Genomic DNA, 18374 nt, shown 5'->3' with positions numbered 1-18374 from the left:
TGGTGATTGCCATCACTTACTAGCATCAATAGATATATTGTGATTCCAAGTCGGCACGCAGCCGGCAGTAGCTGTCATGCCGCGCTGGATCAATCTTACCCGATTCAAGGGCAAGGCGCACGGCGCACCCAGGCTCGTGGACATGGGTGCAGTCGTTGAAGGCACAATTGGGGATGTATGGGCGAAATTCGGGAAAGTAAGCATCCAATTCGCCGGGTTCAACATCCCATGGAGCAAGGCTGCGCAGTCCGGGGGTATCCGCCACATAGCCGCCCCCTTCAAGGGGGAACATCTCAGCGTTGCGGGTGGTGTGTTTTCCTTTCGTCAGCCGCTCGCTCACCGCGCCGACTGCCTGCCCTAAGCCGCCTTGAATGGCGTTGAGCAAGCTGCTTTTGCCCACCCCAGAGGGTCCCGTGAACACGCTAATTTTCCCTTGCAGGCGCTTTCGCAAAGGCTCAATACCCACCCTGCTTAGGGCGCTGACATAATGAACAGGGTAGCCGATCCGCTCATAGATACCGAACAGTGACCGGGCGTGTGCCTCGCTGACGGCATCAATTTTGTTGAGAACAAGGGCAATGTCTGGAAGGGCAGCTTTTTCGGCGGCAACAAGGAAGCGATCTACCAAGCGGGTGTTTGGTTCGGGCTGCTGCGCGGCAAAAACAAAGACAGCCTGATCGGGGTTAGCGATGATGATCTGTTCGCGCTCGGTACTTTTCCCGGCATAGGCAGAGGGTTCAACACGGGAGAGAAGGCGTTCGCGGGGAAGGATGCGGGTGATCACCCCGCGTTGTTCCCCACTGAGCATATCCGTCTCGGTGAACTCAACGAGGACACGATCCCCAATGACACATAATTCGGTTTTTTTTGCTGCTTGTTTCAGCGTCCCCCGCAGATGGCACACAAGGCGAGTGCCACCCACCTGAACAGTGTAATAGCCACTGTGAGTCTTGACCACGAGTCCTGAAATATCACGCATAGGCAAGGTGTCCTTATAAGGATAGACGATCCGAGTCAACGGGCGAATGTTGCCGATAATTACTCACCTTAGGCACAGACCCTCACCCCCTACCCCCCTGGCGGGAGAGGGGGAATGCACTTTTTTGAGGGGGAAGCCCCCTCAAACTGCCCCTTTCGACGAATACGGGGTGAACAAACCCAACTGCGTAAGGTGAGTTACAGGGTAGCACCCCTTCTCATTGGAGTCAATCGCCCGCTTTCCCTTCCAACGATCTGACTCTTCACAGAGCGCCTCCCCTGTGCTACACTCACTGTTCATGGACGACGCGGGTTGGATGCGTCTGGCATTGGCGGAAGCCGCGCTTGCCTCCGAACATGGGGATGTCCCCGTCGGGGCGGTGGCGGTGCGTGAAGGGCAGGTCGTTGGGCGGGGGCATAACCGCCGCGAGATTGACCACGACCCCACCGCCCATGCCGAGATGATCGCCCTACGCCAAGCGGCAGCAGCGATCCAGCATTGGCGCTTGGACGGGGTGACGCTCTATGTGACGCTTGAACCGTGTGCGATGTGTGCTGGGGCGCTGGTTTTAGCGCGGTTGGAGCGTCTTGTTTATGGGGCAACCGACCCCAAAGCGGGCGCGTGCGGCGGCGCGTTGACGGTCTTGAATCACCAACGCTTGAACCACCGGATTGCGGTGACAGCGGGTGTCCTTGCCGATGACGGAGCAGCCCTGCTGGTGAGCTTTTTTGCTGAGCGGCGCGGGAAGAAAAAGCGTTCGTCCTGAACAACTATTGGAGGGGTGCCGGAGAGGCTGATCGGGGCGCTCTCGAAAAGCGTTATGTCTGAAAGGGCATCGTGGGTTCGAATCCCACCCCCTCCGCTACAGATGTGTCAGATGAAGTCAAGTGAATCAACGAGATAGGAAAGAGGGTTTTTCGTGGCGAACCATAAGTCAGCCATCAAACGTATTCGAATCAATGAGCGCCGCCGTTTGCGCAACCGTATCATTGTCAGCCGCACGCGGACGGAAGTTCGCAAGGCGCGGGAACTGCTTGCCGCCGCCAATCCTACGGAAGCAAAGCAAGCAACGCTGGACGCTATCCGCACGCTGGATAAGGCGGTGAGCAAAGGGGTTCTTCATAAGAACAATGCCGCACGGCGCAAGAGCCGCCTGATGAAGAAACTGAATGCCTTGAACGCGGCGAAGTAACACGCCCCGTCTAGATAATACGTAAAAATGAACGCAAAAGCACCCGCCGCAAGGCGGGTTTTTGTTGTGGGAGGAGTTGCTCCTTTGCCCTCATCCTCCGGGCGGTGTTGAGGTTGGCGGCGGGAGGATGATATTCACCCGCACGGTACAGGATGCCCGCATCGCTCCGGTGTTATCAAAAACTGCTAAGCGAAAGTCGTAATCTCCGGGCTGAAGGGAATTCAAGGGCAAAATGCCCAGTGTTCCAGTCACCGTGACCGGTGAGGTGCGTTCGCCAAGAATGGGGGCAAAGCCGCCGCCCGTCGAGGGTCCCGCCAGTTCTAGCTTGTAGAAGGCAAAGTTGGGGATGGTCGCCGTCCCCACCACCGTCACCGAGTCAAAGAGAAGCTGCCCCGGCGCAGGGATCAGCAGACGCGCTTGGTCGGTGGTGCAATCGGTGGGGGTGGGGTAGCCAGCCAGCAACGTCCCAACTGGCGTTGGCGAGGCAACGGCAGTGAGAATCAAACCGACGCTTGTCCCCACCGGAAGCGCCGCCGCCGTCTGATTCATGGAGGCAATATCTTCCCCCGTGCCGCCCGGGGTACTCGTCTCGAAGGGTCCTTCCGCCACCCCTCCGCCGCCAATCTCCCCAACAATGACACCCGAAAGAATATCTTGGCGGATGGTTGGCTCAACGACAAAATAAACGGCAACCACCGCCAGAGCGAGTTCGAGGATCAGGACGCTCCAGGTGATCGCCCGCGCTTGCTCTCCCTCCGCCAGTTCACGCTCTAGATCAAACTCGGCTATGGCAAGTTTACGGCGGGCAAGCATCAGCGCCCGCAGGCGTAAAAGCAGTGCCGCTGCGCAGATGAGCCAGATTCCCGGCGCAATTTGTTTGATCAGGTAAACAAGTGAGTTCATAGGCACGACTCTACACGAGGCACGGTTAGAAGGCAACGGGTGGCTTGTCTCATGAGGGTGTGTTTGCTCAGTTGCAAAGATAAACAGAGGAGAGGCAGCAGCTAACGGTGCAGGTTGTAGACGGGCGCCTTGAGCATGGGTTCACGACGTTGAAGCCGCCCTGAGCAGCACACCCAGCCCCACATCGGAGAGGACTCCCGCTGCGAACGCCTTTGCTCCGGTCAGGCGCAGTTGTATCCATCACCGTTGGTGCGGGATCGAGAGACGTAAATACCCCGTGCTGCGGGTTGTAGAACCACACCCGCAGGTTGATTAAGGCGAGGAGGGGCGGTTGCTCAGCGGAGAAGGCGAGGGTACGCCGATCTTTTTGCCCTCACCAGACCACAGCTACAGAATATCTGGCAATAAGCGGATCATTCGTGATGAGAATGAAGGACTCTCGCTGCACTTGTGCGATCAACAAACGATCAAACGGGTCTTTGTGGTGATCGGAGAGTAAGTCAAGCATGAGGATATGAGGCACTTCAATGGCTAAGAAAGAGAGTCCCGCCCACAGTGGCTGTGGGTCGATGGTGAATTGGGAGTAATTTACCTGAGAGGTGCGCGGCTTGTGAGCGTGCGCTAAGATATATGGGGTGCTTCGACCTGTCTGCGTGGAGAGAGACGATTCCTCGTCACCTGTGTTGACAAGTCGTTTAGCACTGCGAAATTCAAAAATGCCCAGAGGTTTTTACAAACATGGATTTTGAACTCAGTCAAGAACAACGTATGTTTCAACGTGCCGTCCGCGATTTCTGTGCGGGGGAATTGAAACCTTATGCCGCAGAGGTCGATCACAGAGGCGAAATGCGTTGGGAGGCGATCCAAAAAATGCCCGCCCTCGGTCTCACCGGGTTGTTCGTCCCCGAAGAATACGGTGGGATGGGCGGGGATACGGTCATGGCGTCCATCGCCGTAGAGGAATTGGGGCGCGTTTGCGGCTCAACGGCGCTCTCCATCTCTGCCCATAATGGCTTGTGCTGTGCGCCGTTGGTGAAGTGGGGGACGAAGGCGCAGAAGGAAAAATACCTTCCGGCGCTCACCAGTGGAAAGCACCTCGGCGCGTTGGCGCTGACCGAACCGAATGCCGGCTCTGATCTGGCGAACGCCCGCACCCACGCCGTGAAAGATGGCGATTCGTGGGTGATCAATGGGGCGAAAGCATGGATCACGAACCCGATCTTTGCGCCGGTGATCATCACCTTCACCCGCACCGACAAAGACGCCGGGACGCGAGGCTTTAGTATGCTGCTCGTTGAGCCAGGTATGGCAGGGTTGACGCTCCATACCCCGGAAAAGAAGATGGGCTTGAAGGGATCGCCCACCCAGATGCTCAGCTACGACAACGTGCGCGTCTCACACAGCGACCATCTCTTAGGCACAGAAGGGCGCGGCTTTCAACAGGTAATGGAAACGCTTGACGCTGGACGTATCAGCATTGGGGCGCTCTCTGTCGGCTTGGCACAGGGCGCGTTTGAAGAAGGCGTGAAGTACGCCAAACAGCGCCTCGCCTTTGGGCAGCCTATCGCACAGCATCAGGCGATTCAGTTCATGATTGCCGACGCCGGCTTAGAGATCGACGCAGCGCGACTCCTCGTTATGCGGGCGGCGTGGCTGAAAGATCAGGGGAAACCCTTCACCAAAGAGGCGGCAATGGCAAAGCTCTACGCCTCGGAAGTTGCCGAACGGGTCTGCTTCAACGCTATTCAGATTCACGGCAGCTATGGTTACAGCGCCGAATTCCCTGTTGAGCGTATGTACCGCGATCAACGTCTGATGAGCATTGGCGAGGGGACGAGTCAAATTCAACGAATGGTCATTGCCCGCCGTCTTTTGGCAGAGATGTAGGGATCGTGCCGCCAACCCGTCACCCGTTGATCGCCCTTCTCGCTATCGGCGTTGTCCTGCGTTTGCTGTTCGTCATGGTTATTGATCCCCGCCCTCGCTTGGAAGGTGGGGATGTCCGTTGGTATCTCGATAAGGGCTACAGCCTCGTCGCCGGAACACTCGATCACCCCGTCCAGACCGGTCCGGTGTTCCTCGTCTATGCCGGGGTGGTTCAGCACCTGTTTCGCGATCTCTTCATCGCCCTCCGCCCGCTGCAACCATTCTGGGCGCCACATCATGCGCCGCCCCTTCCGCTGACGACCACCGCCGCCCAAATGATCCGTCTCTTGAATGTGTTGTGGGGGGCGGTGTTGATCGCCGCAGTCTATCAGCTTGGGCTGCTCTATTTCACCCCACGTGTGGCAACCCTAGCGGGGCTTGTCTTAGCCCTGAGTCCGGCGTTTGTGATCGAAGCGGGCGCACCGCTGACGGAAAGCCTGTTCATGGCGCTTTTGTTTGCTGGCTTGGCGCTCCACGCCCGGCGGCAAGAGCGCCCCACGATGAGATCGCTCATCCTTTGCGGGGTGCTTTTCGGTGCGGCGGCGCTTACGCGGGTTGTCGTCCTACTCTTTCCCCTCGCCCTCATCGCCCACCTCATCCGCTTGCATGGGTGGCGGCGGGGGCTGCGCTTAGGGGCAGTCCTTGCCACTGCCTTTATGTTGACTGTCTCCCTCTGGACGGTTTACAACCTTGCCCGCTGGAATCGTTTCATCATTGGCGGTGAGGGGCTGACGGCGTTTGCCTACATCGGCGTCACGGGGATCACCGATCCGCGTTCGATTGACGCCAGCATTGGCGAGGACGCCGCAGCGGGGCAGCGCGATGCTGCCTTTGCCGCTGGTTTTTTCGATGCGATCTTGAACGATTTTCCCGGTTGGGTGCGGACGCGCCTCTCGAATCTTAGCGAGGCATACCTGCAACCACACAACACCGTTTACTATCCGGGTGAAAGCCTGAAAACGTTGGCACTTTCATGGCTGACGGCGGATCGCAGCCTCAGCGGATTGCTGCGCGTTGTGCGGGGGGATGCCTTTTTCCCCAAGTTGCTCTTGTATCTCGTTCATGGGTGGGCGTTGATCGGCGGCGCGGTGGGGATGTTCCTTACCTTGCGGCGGCGGGGGGCATTCTTCTTAGCCTTCCCTCTTTATGGGCTGATTGCTTACCTCACGGCGGTGCATGTCGTCATCTATGCCTTACCTCGTTATCTGTTCCCCCTGACCCCCGCCTTCTACCTTTTTGCAGCGGTGGCGGCGGGGAGTCTGTGGCGGGCAAAAAACCCCTCAACCAATCGCAGTTGAGGGGGAGGGTGTCCTCTACGGCTTCGGCGTCGAGGTCGGTTCGTAGGTTGGCGAGGGGAAGAAGAACATCGTCGGTGAAGGAATCGGCGTTGGCGCAACGGCATTCGTCGCCCCTGCCCATGCCCGAAAGGCTGTCTCCATATCAATGAAGTTCAACTGAGTCACTGTTTCAAGGGCATTTTTCCAGCCGCGCCCCTCGTCAATCAGCTTCCAAATCAGCTTGTGAGCGTCTACCCCATAGGTTTCCTCAACCCACAACCAAAAGGCATAGCCAATGTTATAGGCATCGAGGGCAAACCGACCTCGTGCGCTAGGACCGCCCGCTTGCAAGGACGGCAGTTCCCCTGAACGTGCCAGATCGCGCACGCGCTCTAACTTGGACGCCCCGCTCAAGAGTTCAAAGTAGGTGGCATTCCCTTCAAAGAACCAGAAATCTTGCCCTGTGCCGCCATTGGCATACTGATAGAGGTGCGCTACCTCATGAACGATAATGTCATCAGCAAGCGTTTCGGCGTCGTAGTAAGAAGGCAGCCAGACCTGCGCCGTACCACCCCAACTATCGCTCGTCTGTCCGGCGGTGACGACACCACCCACCGAAGTCCCTACCCCACGATTCCATTCCTCCCACGTGGCGTAATCAGCATAAATGATCGCGTGGGGGCGATAGCCCAGAGGCTTTGCCCACCGTTGGCGGTAGATGGGACGTGCTTTGTCCATCGCTTTCACCGCCAGTTCGCCAACTTTATCGGGGACGCCCTGCTGCCAGTAAATAACGAGGTCTTCGCTCTCCAAATGATTCCATACTCGTGTATTGTCCTCGTAGAGGGTGTCGCGGCGTTCGGTTTGATAGCTGTTGCCTTTTTCATCGGTCAGCACCCACCAATATGTCACCGCCACCCACTGCGGCACTTGCACACGGTCAGCCACTGCGATCACGCTTTTTCCGTCTGCGGCAACTTTGCCAGGGACGCGGTTGCGCAGCTTTGGCGAGTGCTGCCAAAAAACGGTTGCTCCGGTGATCCGTCCAGCGCTGCTTTCAGCGTTTAGGCTGATCGTGAACCCGCGTGGGTAGTTGCTCTCAAAAGACGGCTCCCCAATTGTCCACGTTGCCGTACCGCCGTTCCCTTCGGGGGTGGGGGGCTGTGTGGAGGTGGCGATATCCCCTTGTGCGGCATAACGGCTGCCCATCCCCGAAAGAGCTAAGGTCGCTACGAGGGCAAGGGCAAGAATGCCCGCCAAGAGAGGAATTCGTTTGTTGTGATCCATGGTCTCAACTATATCCTTGTTGTTCACTGGTCAACAGTTTGGGTAAGCATAGCACACCGTACCGTTGGTGTCAGAAAGAAGGTGATGAGAGAGCGTACAGAACGTTTGGTTTCCTCTTACGTTTCTGCTAGACTCTATATAGATTCCACTCTTGAAAACTCATGAAAGCCTTCACACAATGCCTGGTAAAGTATGGATTCGACTTTGTGCCCTTGAACAACTTCCTTCTGATAAAGCCGTGAATATTTTCGTCAATGGGCAGCGCTATGTGGTGATCCGGCAAGGCGAAAGCGCCTATATGGTACAAGGCTATTGCACCCATATGCTCTACCCGCTCAAAGATTCCAAAGTAGAAAACTGCGTTCTCACCTGCAACCTGCACGGCAGTAAATTCGATATTCGTGACGGGTCTGTACAGCATTGGCCCATGCCGATGGTCGATGATGTAAAACAAAAGAAGATGCTGCGCACCTTCGAGACGCGGGTAGAGGGTGGTGAGGTGTATGTGGCGTGGGAGACGGATGATCCATCGAAAGTTCGCGCTCGCTTTTAAGTGTGGTTGCCATGCCCGCTGACACCTTTGACTCGAATCTCGAAATTTGTTATGAAATTCTTCTCTACCTTGCGGCGCGGCTGGCGCGGCTGCGCTTTGGCGAGGTGTTTGAATATACAACAAGCGACCCCGATGCGCCGGAAAAAATTGCCGCATGGTGCGAAGTGCGCGGGTTTCCTTTGCTTCTATGCGAGTCTCTTTCCGACGGGCGCAGCCGGTTTTTGATTGAAAAAGCCTGACCCTTTATGACACCTTCACCGCCAATAAATACACCGCCTGCCCCACCAACTGTTGAGGGGGAAGGCAATAACGCCCCTGCTGAAGTCCCTTTTCGCGCCCGTTGGCTTCCCCTGCTTGGGATGCTCGTCGGTTTTTCGTTCGTTGGTATGCTGCTTATCCAGCGCATCGGCACGCCGCCCCCTAGCGTCCCACCGCCGCCCCCAACGGTGACCAGCCTCAGTTTCGTTGAACTCCCAACCCTTGGCGTTAGCCTGCTTGCCCCAGATAATTGGCAGCCGCCAGCCCTTCGCAGCGAGACGAGTTTTGTTCTCTCCCCCGATGGGGCAACAGACACAAGCACCACCGCCGGACCCTTTCTCTATGTCGTCGTAGACGCCTTAGATGTCTTTAGCCAACAGTTGACACTACGCACGGATTACGGCGAACCGGCTGCGCAGCTTGACGCCTTGATCGACGCCCTGAACCGAGACCGGGCGCGGTTTACGGCAGCAAAACCCTATCCCAATGTGGCGGGTACGGCTGCCTTTGTGGAAGGCATTGAACGCGGCAACGAACTACGCATCGTCTTAATCAAGACAGAAAGCGGGCGCTGGCTTTATGTGGGCGCGCAGGCGACACAAGCACAGTTTCCCTATTACGATGTGACTGTGTTCACTCCGGCGACAAAAGCGCTGCGCCTGACAAAGTAACTGATGGAATACCTTGCCCTCCTAGTGTTGGCGCACCCCTTGCCGCTTCGTTGGAGGATGTGCTGATGCACCTCCAACACCTTTCCCTGACCAATTTTCGGCTGTACTCGCGCCTTGAATTGACCCTTCCGACGGGTGCGATCCTTGTTTGTGGGGCGAACGCGCAAGGGAAAACCAGCCTGATCGAGTCCATTTATTACCTAGCGACAGCACGTTCGCCATGGACATCCTCAGATCGCCAACTGCTGAATTGGCGTGCCGAAAACGACCCTTTACCCCACAGCCGCATCACAGCAGATGTGTTGGGAAAGGGTAAGACAATCACGCGCATCGACATCACCATCTACCGTGATAGCACGGCAAAAGATGCTGATGGAAGCCCTCGCTTTCGGAAGGAAATCAAGGTGAACGGCGTGAAACGCCGCGTCGTTGATCTGATGGGATCCATCACTGTTGTCATGTTTCTGCCGCAAGACCTCGCCCTGATCGAAGGGTCGCCAACGGATCGCCGCCGCTATGTGAACATCACCCTTGCGCAGGTAGACTCCACCTATGCCGAGGCACTTCAAACCTTTGATAAAGCGCTCCAACAGCGCAACGCCCTCTTGCGGCGGATTGGGGAGCGCCAAGCCAGCGCCAGTGAACTTCCGTTTTGGGACGATAAATTGGTCGCGGCGGGGAGTATCATGATCAGTGGGCGACAGCGGCTGCTGCGTGAGCTTGAACTGCTTGCCCAACAGGTTCACCGCCAACTGACAGGCGGCGACGAAACACTCGAACTGATCTATCAGCCGAGTTTTCAGCCCACCGGAAAAGGCGACGGGCAGCTTTCCTTCAACGTGTTAGGGCTGGATATTCATCGCCAACTAACGCCCGCCGAGATTGCCCCCCAATACAAAGAGGCTTTGTCCAGTCTCCGCCGTGAAGAAATCCAGCGCGGCATGACCCTTGTCGGTCCACAACGGGACGAACTGCGCTTTATGGTCAATGGGCGCGATCTGGGGCTGTATGGCTCACGAGGGCAGGCACGCACGGCGGTTTTGGCGATCAAATTGGCAGAGATGGGCTGGATGGAACAGGTGACGGGAGAATGCCCCGTGCTGCTGCTGGATGAATTTATTGCCGAATTGGACGGACGCCGCCGCGCTTTCCTCTTAGAGCGAATCGACGGGGCGGGGCAGTCCATCCTGACGACGACAGAACCCGATATTTTTACAAAGGGGTTTTTGGCGAAGGCAACCGTCTGGACGGTGAACAGCGGGCAGATCGTCACACCGTGATGATCGGTGACTACCGGTTTAACCCCGCGCCCGCCCCTAAACGGGGACGGGCTAGGATGGATCACCCCGCCCTAAAGGGTTTGTCCGGGAACTAGTAGTCCGCCACAGTGATTTCTAAAAGAACCCCTTTCCCCGCACGCGGAGAAAGGGAAGAAATTCTGTGGGCGAGGGGGTGAGGGCTGTTTCTTTCTATGGGTACCTTCTTGATGGTCTACTAGGGAATGAGGAATTACCCCCACTACGATAGTTCCGCCCCAAACCACCGCGCCCATGATTCCCGCCCCAACGTGACGAGGGCAGCGGCAAGCAGCGCCTTCCCAAAATCAATAAAGACGAAGGGGATAACCCCCGCCATGAACGCCTTATCCGCCGCGCCCATAAGGGTGAACAACCCCAACCAACCAAAGGCAAAGATGACGACGACGGCGATCAGCCCAAAGCCAAGCGCATTGAAGAACCGCTGCCACCCTTTCGCCTGCCAACCAATCCCAGCGAGGAAGGCGGCGGGCATGAAGCCGATCAGGTAGCCCGCTGTGGGGCTGATCAGCGCCGCCGCGCCCAACCCGTTCGCATCCAGCGGGACTCCCCGCCAGATCAAGCCGACGTAGGCGATCACTGCCGCCGCACCCTTCACCGGACCCAAAATCATCCCCGTCAGCAAGACGGCGAGTGTTTGCATGGTGATGGGGATGGGCGTGCCGGGAATGGTTAAGCGAATTTTTGCGCTGATTGTTAATAAGGTGACAAACAAACCGATTTGCAGCCCGGTGATAACCCACCGGGGCATTGTCCGCGATTGAATTTGTGTGGTCAAAGTCCTCTTATCCTCGGAAAACGCTGGTAACACCGTTCAGAATGTCACGCACCCAATCGAGGGCAAAATTTCCCAAACGGGCAAGTTTCGTCCCTTTGATATTTGCCGGAACTACCTGCTCTTTTTTCGCCACATTCACGTTACGGTTTAAAACACTGATCCCAACGGCAAGTAACGCCGCCAAACTGACAATTGCGCCGATGATTACCCCGCCAAAGACAAGGAAGGTGATCAGCTTTTCCCCCGTCAGTTGGGTGGCGCTGGCTGCTGTGTTATAGGTCTGGGCGCGGGAGACAGGGACAATTGGGTTGAGCGCCACGAAGAAGATCGCTCCCGTAACGAGCGTGATCACGCCGAGGGTAATCACTATTGGGCGAATCATCGGCTGGACATGTGCCAAAATGTTGGGGAGCGCTTTTGTCACCTGTTCGCGCAGTTGGCGGACAGGGCGCGGTTTGGGCTGTTCCAATTCGGCAACAGCAGCGTAATAATTCGGTCCCTCATGGGCAGATGCCCCCGCGCTCACCGCACCAATCCCCCACAGGTAGCCAAAGGCAAGACCAAACCCGGCAAAGACCAAACTTGCCCCCACACTCACACCTGGCCCCCGCTGGTAAACAAGGGGAATGGCGGTGCTGATGAAACCGGGGGCGATCAACAGTGTGGCATAGCCGGGGACGATCACTGCCGCCGAGATGATCACGCCGAGGATTTTCTTCAGCACAAAGGCGTGGGCAAGGTAAATCGTTGGCACCGCCCCCACATACACGGCAAGGGTCAGCAGAATGTTCCCAAAGGGATCGCTCTGCTGCGCGATTGGAAAGTGCAGTAAGAAATAGGCGGGGACGAAAAATACCCCACCAATGAGCATCCCGCGCAGCCCCCCAAAAAGGAAGCCCTGCAACAGGAAAAACGCTGCGGCAATGGCGTAGTATTCACCTTGCGCAAAGGCACGGTAGACCATGCTGAATGCTGCGCCAAAGGCAGCCGCGCCAATGATGCTGCGCAAGAGTCCGGGTCGTAGAGAAAAGGGAAGTATCACGTCGAGAGTCCTTGTGCAAGAGGCAATGCTAAGTCACTTATGGGCAATGATACCCCTAGAAGACATAAATCACGAGGAAGAAAAATAGCCACATGGCGTCCACAAAATGCCAGAAAACAACAGCTCCTTCTGCCATGAAGTGGTTTGCGGCTGTGTAGCGCCCGCCTCCTGAACGGATAGTGACAATACCCAAAAGGGCAACCCCAACCAGCACATGAAGGGCGTGAAAGAGATTCATCGCCAGGATGATCGAACTGTACGCCCCGCTGTGGGGAATACGCGCTGTGACGATCACAATGCCGACGAAAAAGGCGACCCCCAACCCCACCGCGATCAACAGGTTTTGCCGCAGGGCGTTCTCGTCACCAGCGCGGATCGCCGCTAACCCCCGCGAGGCAAACACACCGCTGACGATCAGCGCAAGCGTGATCACAATGGGCAAGCCGATCTCCAAGCGAGGGATACCCGGTGGGGGCCAACTCGGTTGGACATTGCGCATCAGGAAGTTGGCAAAGACGAAAAAGGCAAAAACAAGCCCGTTGGTAATCCGCCAGAGCAGCAGTCCCGTGCGGGCATTGCGCAGCGCCTGTTCGCGCAGATAGATTTCTTCATACCCGACGGTGGGGCTGAATTGTGCCGACATGGAGCATCCTTTGTACCACTCACTGTCTACTTTTGTGTAGGCAGCATCCAGAAGGCTTGGCAAATACCCCCTAGATGCGCCCCGTGATCCCCCTGCGCTTAGTCCCCCGCAATAGGCGGCTCGTCGCTCCCCGCCGAAGATTTCGACGCTGCCTCCCCGTGACCATGCCCGCCCGCTGGGGCAATGGACAGCTTGCCCTCTCCGGCAAGGTAGGCGGCGGCTTCCGGCGTCCCGTACCCATATGGATCGGGGGCGGGGAAGATCACCCCCTCAAAATTCAGCTCTGGCGGTGGCGAGGAAGTCATCCATTCCAGCGTGAGCGCCCGCCAGGGGTTATTCCCGGCAGGTTTTCCGGCAATCATCGAGACGATGAGATTGATCAAGAACGGCACGACAGCAACCGCCATAATCAGCGCCCCAACGGTTGCCAGTTGGTTCAAGAGCGTGTATTTCGGATCGTAGGTGTAAATCCGGCGCGGCATCCCCTCCATCCCCAAAAAGTGCATCGGGAAAAAGGTGAGGAAGAACCCAATATAAGTCAATGCAAAGTGGAGTTTCCCCAAGCGCTCACTATACATCCGCCCAGACATTTTCGGAAACCAATGGTAAATCCCACCAAAGATTGCCAGAGCGCTTCCCCCAAAAAGGACGAAGTGGAAATGAGCAACGACGAAATAGGTATCATGGAGGTGGACATCCACCGGCACAGACCCCAAAAACACCCCGGTGATCCCGCCCATGACGAACATGGAGAGGAAGCCCAAACCAAAGAGCATGGGTGTGGTGAAGCGGATTTTCCCCCCCCACAGCGTCCCAATCCAACTAAACATTTTCACCCCAGTTGGCACGGCAATGATCATTGAGGTGATCATGAAGGGGATACGCGCCCATGGCGCCAGCGAAGTGAACATGTGGTGTCCCCAGACAAGAAAGCCCAATATGCCAATCGCCATGCTGGATACGGCGACAAAGCGATAGCCAAAGACGGATTTACGGGCATGTACCGATAAAATCTCCGAGAGGATGCCCATTGCCGGCAGCACCATGATGTAGACTGCTGGGTGGCTGTAGAACCAGAAGACGTTCTGCCATAGCAGTGGGTCGCCACCCGTCGCCGGACTGAAGAAACTTGTTCCGGCAAGACGATCAAAGAGCATCAATGTCAGCCCGCCCGCAAGGAACGGCGTTGCCCCCAGAATGATGATCGAGGTTGCCAGCATTGCCCAACAAAAGAGCGGCATTTGCCATATCGTCATTCCCGGCGGGCGCATATTCAAAATGGTGACGATGAAGTTGATCGCGCCGAGGATCGAAGATGCCCCCAAAAGATGCAGCGAAATTGCCCACAGAGTTTGCCCATCCAATGGGCTGTAAAGTGGGCCAGAGAGGGGAAAATAGCTCGTCCAACCAGCACCAGGAGGCCCCACCAGCCATCCGGCCAACATCAGCACACCTGCCGGAGGGATCAACCAGAAGGCGAAAGCATTCAGCCAAGGGAAGGCCATATCTTTTGCGCCAAGCATGAGCGGTACAAGGTAGTTGCCAAAGCCTGCCAAGATGGGGATCACGAAGAAAAAGAGCATGATCGTCCCATGCATCGTGAACAGCGTGTTGTACGCCCCGCCGTCCACCATCAGGCTGGCAGCCGGAGTGAACAACTCGATGCGGATCATCTCCGCCAACAGACCGCCGATCAGGAAAAACAGTAGACCGACGGCAATGTATTGAATCCCAATGACCTTGTGGTCGATACTCCACGTAAAGAACTTCAACGCCCCGCGTGGGCGTGCGGCGGCGCGTGGTGCCGTCCCAACCGATGTCGCCATAGGAAGACCTCTTTCTTAAACTGCCTTCGGTCTATTCTGCTTTCAGGGTCAACAGGTAGTTGATAATCGCTTCCAAGTCATCCTCGGACATGATCGTTGGGTCGCCGTAATTTTGCGGCATCAGTCCGGCGTCATAACCGCTGACAACGTAGGCGTTTGGTTTCACAAGCGAGCCGCGCAGGTAGGCAGCGGCATCCGTCCCCCCAAACAACCCTTCACTGGCGGCGGCGTGACCCTCTGCACGAGTGGCAACGCCATTCAAGGAGGGTCCAACAGCCCCCTTCAAGCCAAGCTCGCCAATGACATGGCACGTCCCACAGGGATATTTTTGTGCCACTAACTGTTTCCCTACCTCTGGGGCGCGGGGGTTGTTGGCGGTTTCTTTCGCTTGGGCATAAAGATCAGCCACGAATTTTTCATAGCTGCTTTCCTCTACAACAAAAATGCGGTTGATCTGCGACATCGCGGCATGACCAACCCCGCACAGTTCGGCGCACAGCACCCACGATTCAAGTGGTTTGATCGGCGTGAAGTACACATTCGTCGTGCGTCCGGGTACGGCGTCCTCTTTGATCCGAAATTCGGGGACGTAGAAAGCATGAATCACATCACGGGAGCTTAGCGCTGCCTGAATACGCCGCCCGACGGGGAGGTAAAGATCAGCGCTGACCATGTATTGGGCAATGCGCTCACGAAGTTCCGGTGTCACAGCGGGGTCGCTATCCGGCGGCATGTCGTAGAAGAATGTCCACTGGAACTGCTGCCCTTGCACGCGCACCGTCAGCATATCATCGGAAGGCGCTCGGGTGGCGGCAAAGACCTGATAGCTAACGATGGACAACACAAAGACGATAATTGCCGGAATCGTCGTCCAGGTGATCTCTAGCGCGGTGTTCCCATGCAGGGGGATCCCATCGGTTTCGTCACCGGCGCGGCGGCGAAACCGAAGGATCGAGTAGATGATTCCACCTTCCACGATCAAAAAGACGACGACGGCAATGGCGAGCATAAAATTGAAGAGCGCATCAACGCTGACCGATTCCGCCGAGGCTTGGACGGGAAAGACCCGCACCGTTAAGCCAACAAGGACGCCGATCACAACGAAGACCGCCCCCACCATGAGGAAGGGTATGACGCGACTAGTCTTCACAGGCAAGCACTCCGAACTTTTGAATAGAACCCGAAGCAGGGCGCATTTGTGAGAGTTTTCATTATATGAAAGCGATTATAACAAGGAGTTTCATTTTGGGGACGGGGAAAGGTGTGAGGAAGTGTCCATCGGTGAAATATGAGTAGCGGCGCAAGCATTGCGCCCTTACAGGGTGCGGGATCATAAGCGATCTCGCCTGTTGACGTGTTTGGTTCAGAACCCCTATCCCCCCCGGTTACTGCGCAGCAGTCGCCTTTCCCCGTACACAGGGAAAGGGGGAGAGAGTCCCCCTCTCTGTTTACGAGGTGGAGGGTAGGGTTTCCAAGCCCCGAAGGGGTGGCTGCTTTCAGCCCGCTGCTTTAGCGGCGGGTGTACTAGGGTTACAATGTCAACACACCCTAGTTCCCAGACAAGCCATTTTCGTGTCGAGGACAGGTAGCGTTCCTTACCATATCCCCCTTTTCAGTGGGGGTGTCCTCTGGTTACGTGTAAAGTGACTCAAACCGTTGAAAGAAATCGGGGAAGGTCTTTGCCGTACACTCTGGGTTGGCAATGGTGATTCCTTCCGCCCGCAAGCCAATGACGCTGAATGCCATCGCCATCCGATGATCGTCGTAGGTTTGCACTTCGGCAGGATGGACGACTGAGGGTTGGATAATCAACCCGTCGGAAAACTCCTCGGCATCGACGCCCAACCGCTTCAACTCGTTGACGGCAGCGTGAATACGATCCGTCTCCTTATGCCGAATATGACCAATGTTGCGGATGCGCACGGGCGAATCGGCAAAGGGGGCGATGGCGGCGAGGGTTTGTGCCGTATCGCTAATAGCGTTCATATCCACATCAACGCCGTGCAGTGTCCCCGTCCCCTGAACTTCGATGTACTCCGCCGTTTTCGTCACGGCACAGCCCATCTGTGCCAAGACATCGACAAAACCCACATCGCCTTGCAGCGAGAGCGCCGGAAGGTTCGGCACACGCACCCGCCCACCGCACAGCGCCGCCGCGGCAAAGAAATAGGTTGCATTGCTGGCGTCTGGCTCAATAATATAGCGCTGCGCTCGGTAACGCCCACCGGTACGGGTCATGAAAACGCCCTTCCCCATGCTCACCTGCACGCCGAACTGTGCCATCATACGGATGGTCATATCAATGTACGGCTCGGAGACGAGTTCCCCGGCAAGGCGAATGGTCACATCCCCCTCGGCGTAGGGCGCCGCCATAAGCAGTCCAGTCAGGTATTGGCTGCTGGCAGCCGCATCAAGGGTGGTTTCCCCGCCGCGCAAGCCCTCCCCATGAACGATCAAGGGGAAACAATCGGCGTCTGCCTCAAAACTAAAGCGCGTCCCCAAAGGGCGAAGGGCATCCAAGAGGGGGGCAATCGGGCGTTGGCGCATACGCGGCACGCCATCAAAGCGGTAATCGCCCCGCCCTAACGCCGCCGCCGCTACCATGAAACGGGCGGTTGTGCCGGAATTTCCAACAAAGCAATCTGCCGTTTTTTCGGGAAATGTCCCGCCTTCGCCGCGTACCGTCATCGTGGCATGGGCGGCATCTTCCCAAACGACAATCCCCATCCGCCGCAATGATTCAGAAAACCAGTGGGAATCCTCACTAAAGAGAGCGTTTTCAAGCACAGACTCACCGTTGGCAAGTGCCGCTAAAAGAAGCGCCCGATTGGTGATGCTTTTTGATCCCGGTACCGCAACATCGGCATCCACAGGGCGATTTAAGGGGCGGACGGTATAGGTTGTCATAGGCGTGTGTTTCCCGCTGTGCCTCGTCTGATCTCCATTGATCTCCGTCCCTGACAATACCGCGAATCAGCGGGAAAGTAAATTGATTAACTCACCTTACGCACAGACCCTCACCCCCTAACCCCCTCTCCCGCGTGGCGGGAGAGGGGGAATGCACTTTTTTGAGGGGGAAGCCCCCTCAAACTGCCCCTTTCGACGAATACAGGGTGAACAAACCCAACTGCGTAAGGTGAGTTGATTAACGCTATAATGTGTCCTTATGATGTTACGCTCACCCACCCAACGCCGCCGTGAATGGCTGATCCTTATCCTTAGTGCGGCTGTCGTTTTCCTTGCTGACCAAGCGGCGAAAGGGCTTATCCTGCGCACCTTGACGGTGGGAGAGATCATCACCCCACTGCCTTTTTTGGAGGACTTTTTCCGCCTTACCCTCAGTTATAATACAGGGGCGGCGTTCGGCTTGCTGCCGCAATTGGGCGATATATTTCTGATCATTGCTGTGGGAATGACGGTGGGGGTGATCCTCTACTATCGGCGTATTCCCCCTGGCTATTGGGCGGCGCGAATCGCCCTCGGCATGGTTTTGGGGGGGACGCTTGGCAATGCGCTGGATCGCCTCCGCTTTGGCTATGTCGTTGATTGGGTTGTCCTCCGCTTGCCCGGTGTGATCACGAATGTTTCTAATTTTGCCGATCATGCCATTGTCATTGGGATGGCGATCTTGTTCATCGTTTTGTGGCGCTATGAGGAACGCCAAAAACAGACTACCGATTCGCCAAAAAACCCATCATAGGGGTGTCTTCATGGGTTATAATT

General features: G+C 56.7%; 19 protein-coding genes and 1 tRNA gene. 11 read left to right on the top strand and 9 right to left on the bottom strand.

The window, feature by feature from the left end:
• Positions 1-25 precede the first annotated feature (25 nt).
• On the bottom strand, positions 26-979 hold the full coding sequence (gene rsgA / locus HS103_13525) for a ribosome small subunit-dependent GTPase A (protein MBE7513821.1): 954 nt from the start codon (positions 977-979) through the stop codon (positions 26-28).
• A gap of 298 nt (positions 980-1277) precedes the next feature.
• On the opposite strand from rsgA, the gene tadA reads away from it, so the two are divergent.
• The 3 genes from tadA to HS103_13510 all read left to right on the top strand — a co-directional run bounded on the left by tadA (position 1278) and on the right by HS103_13510 (position 2171).
• Positions 1278-1745, top strand: a complete 468-nt coding sequence (gene tadA, locus HS103_13520; protein MBE7513820.1) for a tRNA adenosine(34) deaminase TadA — start codon at positions 1278-1280, stop codon at positions 1743-1745.
• A 9-nt stretch (positions 1746-1754) separates the two neighbouring features.
• Positions 1755-1841, top strand: a tRNA-Ser gene (locus HS103_13515).
• 57 nt (positions 1842-1898) lie between these two features.
• The gene (locus HS103_13510; protein MBE7513819.1) at positions 1899-2171 is read left to right on the top strand and encodes a 30S ribosomal protein S20; all 273 of its coding nucleotides are present in this window, start codon (positions 1899-1901) and stop codon (positions 2169-2171) included.
• 90 nt (positions 2172-2261) lie between these two features.
• Here HS103_13510 and HS103_13505 read toward each other — a convergent pair whose 3' ends face one another.
• Positions 2262-3074, bottom strand: coding sequence for a hypothetical protein (locus tag HS103_13505; GenBank protein ID MBE7513818.1), 813 nt, complete (start codon positions 3072-3074; stop codon positions 2262-2264).
• 331 nt (positions 3075-3405) lie between these two features.
• Between HS103_13505 and HS103_13500 the strand changes: the two genes are divergently transcribed.
• The 3 genes from HS103_13500 to HS103_13490 all read left to right on the top strand — a co-directional run bounded on the left by HS103_13500 (position 3406) and on the right by HS103_13490 (position 6298).
• Complete coding sequence (locus HS103_13500) at positions 3406-3573, top strand: hypothetical protein (GenBank protein ID MBE7513817.1); 168 nt, start codon at positions 3406-3408, stop codon at positions 3571-3573.
• 239 nt (positions 3574-3812) lie between these two features.
• Positions 3813-4961: an acyl-CoA dehydrogenase family protein gene (locus tag HS103_13495; protein ID MBE7513816.1), complete on the top strand. Its 1149-nt coding sequence runs from the start codon at positions 3813-3815 to the stop codon at positions 4959-4961.
• Positions 4962-4966: 5 nt separating this feature from the next.
• Entirely contained in the window at positions 4967-6298 is a 1332-nt protein-coding gene (locus HS103_13490) for a glycosyltransferase family 39 protein (protein ID MBE7513815.1), read from the top strand.
• A 15-nt stretch (positions 6299-6313) separates the two neighbouring features.
• Here the strand turns inward: HS103_13490 and HS103_13485 are convergent, their stop codons facing one another.
• Positions 6314-7564, bottom strand: coding sequence for a hypothetical protein (locus HS103_13485; GenBank protein ID MBE7513814.1), 1251 nt, complete (start codon positions 7562-7564; stop codon positions 6314-6316).
• A 178-nt stretch (positions 7565-7742) separates the two neighbouring features.
• On the opposite strand from HS103_13485, the gene HS103_13480 reads away from it, so the two are divergent.
• The 4 genes from HS103_13480 (at position 7743) to recF (ending at position 10326) form a co-directional block, all read left to right on the top strand.
• Positions 7743-8117 (top strand): Rieske 2Fe-2S domain-containing protein, encoded by a 375-nt coding sequence (locus HS103_13480; protein ID MBE7513813.1) that lies wholly within the window; start codon positions 7743-7745, stop codon positions 8115-8117.
• Positions 8118-8128: 11 nt separating this feature from the next.
• Positions 8129-8356: a sulfurtransferase TusA family protein gene (locus HS103_13475; GenBank protein MBE7513812.1), complete on the top strand. Its 228-nt coding sequence runs from the start codon at positions 8129-8131 to the stop codon at positions 8354-8356.
• Between the two features lie 6 nt (positions 8357-8362).
• A complete protein-coding gene (locus HS103_13470; protein MBE7513811.1) occupies positions 8363-9046 on the top strand; it encodes a hypothetical protein in 684 nt (227 codons plus the stop codon).
• Positions 9047-9111: 65 nt separating this feature from the next.
• Positions 9112-10326 carry a DNA replication/repair protein RecF gene (gene recF, locus HS103_13465; GenBank protein MBE7513810.1) on the top strand — a complete coding sequence of 405 codons (1215 nt, stop codon included), beginning with the start codon at positions 9112-9114 and terminating at the stop codon, positions 10324-10326.
• A gap of 238 nt (positions 10327-10564) precedes the next feature.
• On the opposite strand, the gene HS103_13460 is transcribed toward recF, so the two are convergent.
• From HS103_13460 to aroA, 6 genes are all read right to left on the bottom strand, one after another.
• Complete coding sequence (locus HS103_13460; protein MBE7513809.1) at positions 10565-11140, bottom strand: biotin transporter BioY; 576 nt, start codon at positions 11138-11140, stop codon at positions 10565-10567.
• A 7-nt stretch (positions 11141-11147) separates the two neighbouring features.
• The gene (locus HS103_13455; GenBank protein MBE7513808.1) at positions 11148-12182 is read right to left on the bottom strand and encodes a hypothetical protein; all 1035 of its coding nucleotides are present in this window, start codon (positions 12180-12182) and stop codon (positions 11148-11150) included.
• Positions 12183-12237: 55 nt separating this feature from the next.
• Positions 12238-12825, bottom strand: coding sequence for a heme-copper oxidase subunit III (locus HS103_13450; protein ID MBE7513807.1), 588 nt, complete (start codon positions 12823-12825; stop codon positions 12238-12240).
• A 98-nt stretch (positions 12826-12923) separates the two neighbouring features.
• Complete coding sequence (ctaD, locus tag HS103_13445; GenBank protein ID MBE7513806.1) at positions 12924-14651, bottom strand: cytochrome c oxidase subunit I; 1728 nt, start codon at positions 14649-14651, stop codon at positions 12924-12926.
• Between the two features lie 31 nt (positions 14652-14682).
• On the bottom strand, positions 14683-15801 hold the full coding sequence (coxB, locus tag HS103_13440; GenBank protein MBE7513805.1) for a cytochrome c oxidase subunit II: 1119 nt from the start codon (positions 15799-15801) through the stop codon (positions 14683-14685).
• Positions 15802-16283: 482 nt separating this feature from the next.
• Complete coding sequence (gene aroA, locus HS103_13435; protein ID MBE7513804.1) at positions 16284-17558, bottom strand: 3-phosphoshikimate 1-carboxyvinyltransferase; 1275 nt, start codon at positions 17556-17558, stop codon at positions 16284-16286.
• 259 nt (positions 17559-17817) lie between these two features.
• On the opposite strand from aroA, the gene lspA reads away from it, so the two are divergent.
• Positions 17818-18351 (top strand): signal peptidase II, encoded by a 534-nt coding sequence (gene lspA / locus HS103_13430; protein MBE7513803.1) that lies wholly within the window; start codon positions 17818-17820, stop codon positions 18349-18351.
• Positions 18352-18374 lie beyond the last annotated feature (23 nt).

It is taken from the genome of Anaerolineales bacterium (assembly GCA_015075625.1).
GTDB lineage: Bacteria > Chloroflexota > Anaerolineae > Aggregatilineales > UBA2796 > UBA2796.
This window is presented reverse-complemented; position numbering and strand designations above follow the sequence as displayed.